The sequence below is a fragment of the Hahella sp. HN01 genome (assembly GCF_018986435.1).
GTDB lineage: Bacteria > Pseudomonadota > Gammaproteobacteria > Pseudomonadales > Oleiphilaceae > Hahella.
On the sequence record NZ_JAHMIN010000003.1, the window covers coordinates 264,312 to 276,193 of the forward strand.

The window sequence follows — 11,882 nt, forward strand, 5'->3', positions numbered from 1 at the left end:
CCTAGTCGATAGGAATCAAGTTTGAGCCATCCCACTTCAACCGCTTTCTCTCATACTGCGTTTCGCTGACTTGAACTTGCAAGCTGAGAGTTTGAGTCGCAGGATCGGCGGTCAGCTCCGGCAGATTGCCCAGCCTCACGAAGCGCTTGGCGTTCTGGGAGTACAGCCAATAATCCAGAAAAACATGCTTGGCGCCTGCCGAGGTGGTGATAGCCAAATCGGGGAAACCGTCGAAGTTGATATCGTCGAAGGCGATATGGCCGATGTCGCCAGCGAAGAACACCGTGTCGGGGGCGATCTCCAGACGTTGCTCCTGACCATTGATGGAAGCCGCCACGGCCTGCAGCAATACCTGATCATCCGCGAGCGGCGCGAGCATCGGCGAAGCCTTGATCTGAAGCGCCGCAGACGCATGCTCACAGGTTGGAATGCGGCCGACGCCAAACAGACAGGCGTCTCCGTCTTTAGATATGGATTGAAGCGGCGAAACGCCGCATGACGTAATGATGGGAAATAGAAGAAGCGCAACGCGTCGCATAAAAAGTCCTTCTCGTCGAAGCAAGAGTCAGACGCCCTAAGCGTCTGATGTCACATAGAGGAGTCGTACTCACATTAATGACTCCCCGTTTCCCGGGCGCATTTATGCTAAGCGCGAGACGCCGCAACGGCAATTCGTCTGTAAGGGCTAAGGCGTTTGGCGTTTAATCAACTATTCAACCACCACAAGTTCTAATCCGCGCCATTGGTAAGCTTTTCTATCGTATTGCGCGGCGTTGAGGCGGACTTCTGTGGTGAGCGTTTGCGTATCGGGTTGGAGTTTGAATACAGGGTAGTTTCCAACCTTCACATAACGCTTCTGCTCCTCCGAGTAGACCCAGTAATCCAGATAAAGATTGGCGGCCCCTAAGCTGGTAGTGACGGCGATATCTGCATGGTTATCAAAGTTAATATCTTCGAACGAGATATACCCTCTGTCTCCCGGCAATAGTAATGCATCCGGCGACAGGGTCAGAGTTTGCCGGCGCTTGCCCCGAGAAATGTTGATCGCAGAGATATGAAGCTCGCCGTCATCACTGAGATGGGGGGCAGCGTTGCGGATATTTCATCGCCGCCGTCTTCAAAGTGACAGGTATCTATCTGCTCAGACTCAAATGCGCAAATCACTGGCGAGGCCTTCGGCACCGGCTGATTTTGAGCCTGCGAGCAGGCGGTCAGGAGCAATGTCAGAGGAATAAGAATTTTTCGCAATTTAGTTGTTTCTCGGCATCAGTGAGTAGAGTGGCGAAAATTCTAATGTGAAAATAGTTAGATAGCATTCCGATGAATATCTAATCTCTACTTTTCACCGGGCTTACTGGTCACCATCGAGGATCGTACCCCTAACGCGCTAGCGATCACTCTGCCTACCTCCAACAACCATCCGTCACCGCCTTGTATACCGACGATTTGTAGTCCTACTGGCAGGCGTCCGGGAAGGGTGAGAGGGAGGTTGAGTTGAGGGACGCCCAGGGCGTTCCAGACTTTGATCAGATCGGATGTGCCTGTGTTGAGAAGGCCCTCCGGGGCGGAGTGGGGCGTGCTGAGAGTGATAATGGCGTCGTATCCGGCCATGAATTGAGAGTAGGCGTTTGCGGCGGCGGTGATTGTGGTTTTAGCCGCGAGTTCTTCGGCGAAGGTCAGGCGTAAGCCGTTCTCAATCATTTCCAGCGTTGAGGCGCTGAGCTGGTTGCGGTGGCTGGCGTATTCGTAAGCCAGCGCGCGGCTGCCCTCCCTGTCGTTCACGATTTTATGACTGTCGGCCAACTGCTTCAGGCTGAACGGCGTGGAGGTATTTTGAATGTGATGTCCTTGGGAGCGCAGCGTTAAAAGGCTGGTGAGCAATGCCTCCTTGACCGGCGTTTCCACTGTAGACCAAAACTCGTCAATGACGCAGGCCAGTCGAAGAGGTCTGTTGATAGGAGGCGTCTGCAGCGATAAGTAAGGCTCCAGCAGGACCTCCGCGAGTAACTGCAAATCATCCATGCTGCGTCCGTACCAGCCGACGGTGTCGAAGCTGGGCGCCAGGGGTTTGACGCCTTCCAGAGAGACAATTCCGCGAGTCGGTTTGAAAGCGAACAGACCGCAATAGGACGCGGGCTTGAGCAAGGAGCCCGCCGTTTGCGAACCCAACGCCACCGGGAAGAAGCCCGCCGCCAACCCCGCGGCGGAACCAGCGCTGGAGCTGCCTGGCGTGTGATCCAGCGCATGTGGGTTGCGGGTCGGTCCGGTATGCATAAAGGCGAACTCTGTAGTCTCCGTTTTACCCATGACGATAGCGTCTTCTCGCCGTAGTCGCGCCACCACGGAGCAGTCTCGCGAGGGGCGGTGATCCCGATAGATAGGTGAGAAATATTCCGTAGCGAAATCGACCGTGTCGAAGATGTCTTTTACGCCGATGGGGAGCCCGCTCAGTTTTCCTTTGTTGGGGCTGGAGTCTATCGCCTGAGCCTGTTGTAAAACTCTGTGTGGATCGAATGCAGCAAAGGCGCGGATGTCCGGCTCATAGCGAGTAACCTGAGCGATCAATGTTTCACATACTTCTTCCGCTGTGCATTCGCCGCCCTGAATGGATTTCACCCATTGCGCGCCATCGTTGGTTAAAGGTAGGGACACCGTATTTCTCCGTATGTTTCTGGACATCAGCGGAGTCACTTTATTGATTAATTTTTGGAATTTAAAACAATAAATTTTTAGCCTATTATCAAATTTTATTGATTAATTCGTTTATCCGACGCTGTCTATCTACATAGCTACAGAGGGCCAATCGACGATGTTGAGAGAGCTTAAAACCTTTCTGGAAGTCACTAAGTGCGGCACATTCGCCGCCGCCGGCGATCGCATCGGTTTGACCCAGTCTGCGGTCAGCGCGCAGATGCAGCGTCTGGAAGAGGCATTGGGCTACTCATTGTTTGAACGCGCAGGGAGGTCGGCGCAACTGACGCCGGAGGGCCGGGCGGCGATTGGTAGAGCGGAACAGATTCTCGACCTGTTCGGCGGCATGTGCGAGGGGGCGGAGCCAAGACCTGTGCGCGGCGAGGTTCGGCTTGGGGCGGTTTCCACTGCGCAGGCTGGTCTGCTGCCGGTAACGATGTCTCATCTGCGTCGCGCGGGAAGCGAGATATCGCTGCGGATTATCCCCGGCTCATCGTTGCAGCTGCTGGCGCTGGTCGATAGCGGCGAAATTGATGCGGCCATATTAGTAGAGCCGCCTTTTGCCTTGCCTCGTGAGTTGAACTGGTCGCCCCTGGCGAATGAGCGTTACGCGTTGGTCGCGCCCCATGACGCGCAGGAAAGCGACTGGCGCGCGCTACTGACGGCGTATCGTTTTATCCGCTATGACCGCGGCGCATTTGGCGGTCGCCTGGTGGAACGCTTTCTACGCCGGCATCGTCTGCATGTGAATGACTGCGCCGAGATGGATGAGCTCACAGGGATCGTCAAAATGGTGGAGGAAGGATTGGGCGTCGCCTTGTTGCCGATCTCGCCGGGATTGGATGTCAGCCAAGTGCGTGTTTTTGAATTAAAGGGTGATGTTTTTTATCGGCGTATTGGCGTGATTGAACGCTCAGAGCCTCGTTCCGCCGTATTCAACCTGTTCTCTCGCGCTCTTGGCGAGGCCGCTCGCGAATTGTATGAAACCATCGACAGCAAAAATTAGAACGCTCTTTATGACAATGATTGCTACTTGCGTTCCTAACAATGTTTTACCTCTTTTAGCAGAACATAAGACAAGAAAAACGATGCGATATATCACTCTTTCATGTGTCTGGTTCTAGTGACAAATGGCAGTGTTCTTGTCTTTTGTGTTCGATTTCCGCCCCTGATCTCCAAAAGTATGTCACCGAGGGCATACACACTCTCTCTATAACCGGTGAACTTCCCCGCCCCTCAAACGTTGGGTTACATGCGGACGTTAAATTAAAAATATGAACTATGCGTAATGGACTAGTCTTTATCCTGCTGGAGGCCCTGTGGTTTGTCGGTTTGCGCGGGGCCAGAGTGAAAATCAATCACAAAGGAAAAAAAGGATATGCAGTCAGTTAACGCGAAATTATCAGGTACGAGAAAGGAGCGCCGAAAGGTGAGTGGCATGGCGGCGCTGGCCGCGGCCATGCTTATAAGCTCGCCAGTGTTTGCGCAGAACTTGGTGGAAGCGGGCTGTATGGAGGAAACCGCGGGTTTCAATGTGCAATGTTCGGCTAACGATATTCAGATAGCCGGCGTCGCCACGAACCCGGATGGAACGCCGCAACTTGAAATACTGGATGACGGTTGCGCTTATCAGGGAGATACGGTTGAGTTCACCGCTACGTTTGAGTTGGTGTCGTCGGCGAAAGAGCGACACGATATCGGCATCTACTTCGTCACTGACGGAGACCCGGAAGGGGACGGTGCCGTCAGTGGTTCATGCGCAATTTCCACATTGCCGTTTCAACCAGACCCTCCCTGGCTGGACTTGGACGGAACTAACGATCCTTTTCCTGGCACATCAGGGCCGTCAGGGGTGCAGGATACCTGTGGCGATATCGACAAGCCCGGGCATAATCCGTTGTATCCGACCATCACTATCACTGCAGTGTGTATTGACCCGGATGCCGATGGTAAGTTGAACCTGCCTTATTGCACCAGCTGGCGGCAGGCGGGGGCTAATGAGCTTTGCGTGACTCCCACGGATGCTTTCCCAGGATCGCCGTCGAAGTGTAAGTGTGACGAAGGGTTCAATGTGCCAATCGATGTGCCGCCAGCGGAACTGCTGGTGTCTAAATCCGCCTCACCGACTACGCTGACGGAGCCGGGCGGGACGGTGACGTTCTCCATTTCTATCACTAACGTGGGAGTCGATCCGTCTAACTCGGTGACGATGAATACGTTGACCGACGATATCTACGGTGACATCACCATGGCGGGACATGACGGCATAATCAGCACCACTTGCGCGACGCCGCAGACTATCCCGGCGGATGATCGCAATCCTGGCGGCGTGGACACCTATAGCTGTCAGTTCACCGCGCAGATCAATGCGAACGCCAACACTGTGGAGACCGATACGGTCACCGCCAGCGGCGTGGATAACAATGGTTACTCACTGTCGGGGCAGGATAGCGCGAGCGTCACCATTCTGGATTCGCCTCCGGTGCTGGAAGTGGTCAAAACCGCTTCGCCCACACAGTTGTTGGAGCCCGGCGGTCCTGTCACTTTCACCGTCTCCGTGAAAAACACCAGTCCGGCGTCCAGCGATCCCATTACGCTGAGTTCATTAGTGGATAACATCCATGGCGACCTGAATGGTCAAGGCGACTGCCAGTCCGGGCTTGTCATTGCGCCGGGGCAGGAGTATCTGTGCTCCTTCACCACCAATGTCATGGGCAACGCGGGCAAATCGGAGACGGATACTGTCACCGCTTCCGGCGCGGATGACGAGGGCAATATGGTGAGCGCCAGCGACTCCGCAACGGTGGTGATCGTTAACGTTCCTTCGGAAATTTCGGTGACCAAAACCGCCGATCCAGAGCAGGTCGATGAGCCGGGAGGCAATGTCACCTATACCTATACCGTGACCAACCTGTCCACCGTCGATGCAGTGACCATTGAAAACCTGGACGACGACAAGCTGGGCGATTTGAACGGCATGGGCGACTGCGCGCTGCCGCAAATCCTGTACTCCTCACAATCTTTCACCTGTTCAGTGACCACCTTTGTCAGCGGCAATGGCAATACCTCGGTCACCAACGTGGTGCTGGCGCTTGGCGTGGATGATGATGGACAGGTGCTCAGCGCCATGAGCGACGCCACTGTCGACATCATCAATGCGCCGCCGGCGGCGACGCTCACCAAAACCGCGACGCGGGCGCTGGTGACGTTTGAAGTGACAGTGACCAATACCTCCGATGCTGAAGCGCTGACGGTCACGGCTCTGGTGGATGATATGTTCGGCGACGTCACGGTGGTTCAGGGCGATCTCTACAACACGACCTGTGTGACGCCGCAGGAACTGCAGCCCGCCGCGCAACCTGGAGACAGTTACACCTGTAGCTTCGAGGCCTGGGTGAACAGTGCGACTCATACCAATACCGTCACCGCAACCGTTGTGGATGACGATGGTTCCGCCCCAGTGTCGCCTTCAGATAGCGCAACGGTAACGCTGCAATAACGCTACTTTCTTTATTCTGCTGAACAGGGCCGGGCGCATACCCGGCCCTTTGCTTCCCCTCTTTCTCTCCTCGTTCAGCGACAAACCAGCTCGGTTGTCACTGCGTTCTTCCGCATGTTATGTTCAGCGCCATTTGGCGTCGTCGGATTTTCTGGCGCTTTTTCTGCGCGGGCCTATGCTTTTAGCGCGCATGGAAAAAGGATGTGCTTAAAACCGGCGCGTGGTCACTGCATCGAAAGGAGATAGTCAGATGCGGCTTCAAGCATTCATTGCTTCCTTTTTTATGGTAAGTGTTTCAGTGGCGGCGACCGAGAGTGCCCCTGAGGCGACGCCCGCGCCTGCGCAGTCGCCCGCGCAGGAAAAGTCGGCGCCGCCCCCGGACTCCGGATTTATCCCTCCTGCGGAACAGGGCGTTATTTCGCACCGAGACATGGCGTACGTGAGTAACGGCCATGCGCAACAGAAGTTGGACCTGCACCTTCCTTCCGCCGGTAAAAATATCCCGCTGATTATCTGGATTCACGGCGGAGGTTGGATGAATGGCGATAAAACCCAGGGCGTTCCCATCGACTACGTGGATGAAGGCTATGCTGTCGCCAGCATCAACTATCGGCTCAGTAATGTGGCCAAATTTCCCGCGCAGTTAGAAGACGCTAAGGCGGCGGTGCGCTGGTTGCGCGCCAACGCAGGGCAATATGACATTGACCCTGAGCGTATTGGCGTGTGGGGCGCTTCCGCCGGTGGTCATCTCGCCGCGTTGCTGGGAACGACGGGGGACGTGGAGGATTTTGACGTGGGTGAAAATCTGAATGTTTCCAGCCGGGTGCAGGCGGTGGTGGATTACTTTGGCCCCACGGATTTTCTTCAAATAGATGAGAACCGTCTGCCCGCCAGCGAGTCTCACGACAAAGCGGGCTCTCCCGAATCCCGTTTGATTGGCGGCGCAATACAGGACAACAAAGACAAAGTTGAGCGGGCGAATCCCATCACCTATGTTAACGAAGGCGACGCGCCTTTCCTGATTGTGCATGGCGACGCTGATCCCATCGTTCCTCATCATCAAAGCCAACTGTTGGAGGCGGCGTTGAAAGCGGCGGAAGTGCCGGTGTCCTTTTATACGGTAAAAGGCGGACAACATGGTCGTTTCAATGACGCAAAAGTGGTCGAGCTGACCAAGGCGTTTTTCACCAAGCACCTGAAGCCGGTCGGCTATTGGGCGTTGAACTGAGTTTGGGCGAAGCGGGAGCGTGATGAAAACCGTCTATTGCGCGATTTCCTTTCATGGTTTCGGGCATCTGGCGCAAGTAGCGCCGGTGCTGAATCGCCTGATGCGTGAGCGGTCGGATATCGAATTGATCATCCAAAGCGAAGCGCCGCTGTCGATCCTGCAAACCTGGCTGCAGTGTCCGTTTCGTCATGTCATCAGGCAAACGGATTTGGGCATGCCCATGTTCGACGCTCTCAAGGTCAATGTTCAGGCCACTTATGATGCGTACCTGAATGAATATGAGACGTGGGCGGAGACGCTGGCGACGGAAACCGCGCACTTGCGTGAGCAGAAGCCGGATTTGGTGCTGACCAATATCAGCTATCGATTATCCGCCGCAGCGGGAGAGCTGGGTATTCCCTCCATGCACTTCTGTTCGCTGAACTGGGCCGATATATTTCTTTCCTACTGTGGCGACAGGCCCAGGAGTCAGGAAATATACGCGTGGTTATGCGCTTCCTATAATCAGGCCCAGGCGTTTTTGCGGGTGACTCCTGGGATGCCGATGACGGGCATGGCCCATGTGAAGCCAATCGGGCCGATATCGCGGTCCGGTGTCCGAAGCGATTTGCGTGAGGCGTTGCAGCGCCCGGACGCGGACAGATTCGTGTTGGTGTCTATGGGCGGCATGCCTTACGCCATTCCTTTTCACGACTGGCCAACCACACCGGGGCTGGTCTGGTTGACAGGGGAGCCGGTAAACGGCCGGGGTGACTTTATCTGCTATAAAGATTTCCCAATACCGCATATCGATCTTCTCGCCAGCTGCGACGCCGTCGTCACCAAGCCCGGCTACGGCACGCTGGCGGAAGCGGCGGTGAATCAGACGCCGGTGCTGTATCTGCCGCGGCGGGATTGGCCGGAAGAGCCTTATCAGATTGAATGGCTGCAACAACATGTCCCATGCCAGGAAATCGATCAGAAGCAACTGTTCAGTGGCGCGATTGTCGATGAGCTGAATCAGATCTGCGCCGCGCCGCCTATGAAGCCTCCAGCTTTGACGGGAATTGACGAGGCTGTCACGGAGATTCTCGCCTTATTGGCCTGAGGGCTATAAAAAACGTAGAACGTAAAAAGGGGCGCTAGCGCCCCTTTATTGTCTGCAATGTCTGCGACAGTTTTATACTGAGCGTTTCATGCTTGGCTTCAGTAGTTGAACACCTCACCCAGCGCGTCGCCGGGGCCTGGCTGAAACAGCTGTCCCGCCGCAGGACTGTAAGCGTAGAAACGATGGCGCAACGTTTGTACTTGCGCATAATGCGATGCCGGATGAGTGATGCTGTAACGGTACGAGCCATCGCTGTTAGCGGTCTCCTGTGCGCCGTTCTGTAAGCCGCCATCCGCCTTCAACAAGGGCGCCCAGAAATAACCGGGGCCGCCGTTTTTCTCCACAAATAACTGCACGCGCTCCATCCTGTTCGTAAGCGTGATGGAGTAGGTGACGCTGCCATCCGCGTTCTTTGTGATGCCTTGCGGCTGCGGATCTGGTCCGGGCGCGTCGCCGCCCACTTTTACATTGACCTGCGCTCCGCCTACAAACTGATGGTCGGCGTTCGCCAGCTTCACGGCGATAGTGTGTTCTCCGTCGGAGAGCCCTGAGATCGCGATAGGGGAGGCGTCATAGCGTTCACCCTGGTCGACGCCATCCACGAACCAATGCAGATGACGACCGTCAACGTTCATTTCCCAGTTGCGTAACGTGAACGCCAGATCGAAATTACTCTCTACCTGGCTACCCTGGGCCGGGGAGACAATTGACGCGGATGGCGTTTTCACGGCAGGTCCGCCGTCTGCGACAGGGTCAACAAACGGGAAGCGGGTGTAGGCGAGGAGGTCTTCGCGTTCCGCGGGCGACATGGCTGAGAAGGCGTCGCGAGAGGCGGCGGCTTCGCCACCATGCCACATGATTGCTTCTTCTATGGAGGTGGCGCGACCATCATGCAGATAACGGGCGGCGCCGTTAACTTCCGCGAAGTGCCCGATGGCCCATAGCGGCGGCGTTCTCCACTCGTAACCGGTAGCGGCGTATTCCGGGCGCTTGTCGGCGAGTTCTGGTCCCATGTCGTGCAACAGGAAATCGGAGAAGGGTTGGATAACCTGATTACGGAGCGAGACGACTTCAAAGTCCGGTGAAGTGGTCATGGTGGGAATATGGCAGCCGCTGCAGTTAGCTTCCTTGAACAGCTCTTTACCCCTTAGCTTGCTGGCTTGTGACGCCTCGTCGGCGAAAAACTCCAGGTTGGGCGGCACGGCGAGATGACGTACGTAGGATTCGATCTTATGTAAATCCTCCATGGAGAACTCGGCGCCGTTTCCGAAGATGGGGTTGGTGATTCCCATGTCTTCATGGGCCGCCTTGGCGGTCTGTTGTAAGACGCTGGGTTGTCCGGCCTTCCAGCCATATTTGCCCAGGCGCATGGTTTGCGACCGCCTGTCCCACACATAGTTGGCTTTGCCGGAAATACCGTCGCCATTGGCGTCATCGGGATCGGCGAAAGTGAGTAGGGTGGCGTCGGAGATGGCGTCGATCAAACCCATGCCGGTCAGCTGCGGCGCAATGCGCGGTGAGAACAGAATGTCGCCGCTATTGATGGGAGAGTCCAGCGTCCAATCGTAAACAGGTTTGTGCAGGGTATAAGCGCCGCCGCCAATATGGTTGCGGACAATGTTTTGGTACGTCACGGTCGCCTGGCCTTCGCCGGCTCCGCCATTTACGCTTTTATCCTGTAGCTGCCCACCGTAAGTAGGATGCGGAACGGGGCCGCCGTGAGCGTCGGTTCCCTCAATGCTGAGCGCTAATAGCATGGACTGCATCGGCTGGCCGGGCTCTGGCGGCGTTCCGCGGCCGTCATTGGTGTGGCAGGCGAAACAGGAGCTGTTGTTGAACTGAGGTCCCAGTTGGTTCGCCAGTGTGACTGGCGTGCGCGCCCGTTGAGGGAAGTCGATATATTGCTTGGGAGAGGGCTGGTCGCCGATGCAATCGTATTTGGTCTGAGGCGCATGCAAGGCGATATCTGGATTGCTCTCGCCGAAGTCGGTGTCAAACAGCGTTTTCCCCGCCAGGAAGTTTTTCATTTCCTGGCCGCCGATATTGACCAGGTGCTGGGCGAACAGAAACTGTTTGTCCTGAATGATGTTCGGCGTGGTGGAGCCGCCGGGTGAGAAATAAGGATGCTGGCGCTCCTGAGAGAGACGTCCCTCGCCAATGCGGATGCGGAATATATCGTTGTAGTACTGCTGATCCGTGCTGGCGCGCTTGAAGGTCCACTCCAGATCAATCAGTTGGCCCTCTGTGACGTCATTAATGACATAGCGCCAGGTGTTGGCGTTGACCTGCTCCATGTCGCCGCCTTTATCGAACTCCGCGCGGTAGCACACATCCTGCTTGTTCAGCGGATCAGGTACGCCGATGTGGTCGCTCCAACGAATATCGCCGTTATCGGTAGGATCGTCGGTCACGACTGTCATTTCCAGGCGGTCGCCCCAGTCTTTGAAGGTGGCGATATAACTGGTGCCGCTGGTGTAGCCGGCGACATAGTGATCAAAGCGGCCTTCGCCCTCGTGTCGATCGCGAAAACGACCGCCGAAGGTAAAGGTAAGAGGGTAGGCGGGCTTTGAGAAACCTTCGCCGACTCTGTATTTGAACCAGCCGCTATCCACTGGCAGTTCTGCGAACTGGGCGTCCAGCACCTGGGTGTAGTAATACTCAATGCGGTCGCCATCGTTTAATCCGGAAATCTGGGCTTCAAAATCGGTTTGCGAGGCAGTTTCCGTCAACTCTTCAACCTGTATTTGCGAGCCATTGATGCGGTAGTTGATATATACCCGTTCCGTGGGGGAGCGCAGATTGAGAGCTTGGGGGGAGTGGAAGCGCAGCATGGCTGAGCCGCCATTCATCTGTAGTGTTTGCGTGAACTCGCGAGGGTCGCCGGGATCAGCGGCGTAGGCGGTTCCTGAAAGCAGCAGTAGAGTGGTCAGCAGCTTGTCCATGACGGAGTCTTTAGTTTTCATAGGCGGTCTCTTTATGAAAGCGTTACCATTTTTATCTTAAGGAAAGCGCATACATCTAAAGCTATCCCTGTTTGGTATTGGCCAGTTCAGGCTTATACAACGCTCAGGCGGTGAGATGAATCGGTAATCCGGACTAGCATTTCCCTTCATGCCAAATGGAAGCGTTGACGGAACTGGCGGTGTTTTTCTTTTTTGATATTTATTTTCAAATAGTTATCTCCATCTTGCCTCCTTGTTAATCCGTTATTAACTCTCTGTTCAAGCAATCTGATTTTCATGAATTTTGTGAAAGCGTTTTCATTGTGGCGTTAAGTATAGTCGTTATTACGAGACACGAGACACGAGACACGAGACACGAGACACGAGACACGAGGCCAATTAAAAGTGGATTAGGGTAATTGCGGTTATTTATTT

Annotated in this window: 8 protein-coding genes; 4 read left to right on the top strand and 4 right to left on the bottom strand. The window is 55.3% G+C overall.

All coding sequences use genetic code 11. The annotated features are described in order from the left end of the window. Position 1: 1 nt before the first annotated feature. The 3 genes from KP814_RS04910 to KP814_RS04920 form a co-directional block, all read right to left on the bottom strand. Entirely contained in the window at positions 2–538 is a 537-nt protein-coding gene (locus KP814_RS04910) for a hypothetical protein (RefSeq protein ID WP_216735699.1), read from the bottom strand. A 171-nt stretch (positions 539–709) separates the two neighbouring features. After that, complete coding sequence (locus tag KP814_RS04915) at positions 710–985, bottom strand: hypothetical protein (protein ID WP_216735700.1); 276 nt, start codon at positions 983–985, stop codon at positions 710–712. A 350-nt stretch (positions 986–1,335) separates the two neighbouring features. Beyond that, complete coding sequence (locus KP814_RS04920) at positions 1,336–2,652, bottom strand: amidase (RefSeq protein ID WP_216735701.1); 1,317 nt, start codon at positions 2,650–2,652, stop codon at positions 1,336–1,338. 157 nt (positions 2,653–2,809) lie between these two features. On the opposite strand from KP814_RS04920, the gene KP814_RS04925 reads away from it, so the two are divergent. From KP814_RS04925 to KP814_RS04940, 4 genes are all read left to right on the top strand, one after another. Then, positions 2,810–3,697 (top strand): LysR family transcriptional regulator, encoded by an 888-nt coding sequence (locus KP814_RS04925; RefSeq protein WP_216735702.1) that lies wholly within the window; start codon positions 2,810–2,812, stop codon positions 3,695–3,697. A gap of 432 nt (positions 3,698–4,129) precedes the next feature. Further along, positions 4,130–6,190 (top strand): hypothetical protein, encoded by a 2,061-nt coding sequence (locus KP814_RS04930; protein WP_216735703.1) that lies wholly within the window; start codon positions 4,130–4,132, stop codon positions 6,188–6,190. Between the two features lie 250 nt (positions 6,191–6,440). Next, positions 6,441–7,418, top strand: coding sequence for an alpha/beta hydrolase (locus KP814_RS04935; RefSeq protein ID WP_216735704.1), 978 nt, complete (start codon positions 6,441–6,443; stop codon positions 7,416–7,418). 22 nt (positions 7,419–7,440) lie between these two features. Further along, complete coding sequence (locus KP814_RS04940; protein ID WP_216735705.1) at positions 7,441–8,505, top strand: hypothetical protein; 1,065 nt, start codon at positions 7,441–7,443, stop codon at positions 8,503–8,505. A 98-nt stretch (positions 8,506–8,603) separates the two neighbouring features. Here the strand turns inward: KP814_RS04940 and KP814_RS04945 are convergent, their stop codons facing one another. Further along, positions 8,604–11,468 carry a di-heme oxidoredictase family protein gene (locus KP814_RS04945; protein ID WP_216735706.1) on the bottom strand — a complete coding sequence of 955 codons (2,865 nt, stop codon included), beginning with the start codon at positions 11,466–11,468 and terminating at the stop codon, positions 8,604–8,606. Positions 11,469–11,882 lie beyond the last annotated feature (414 nt).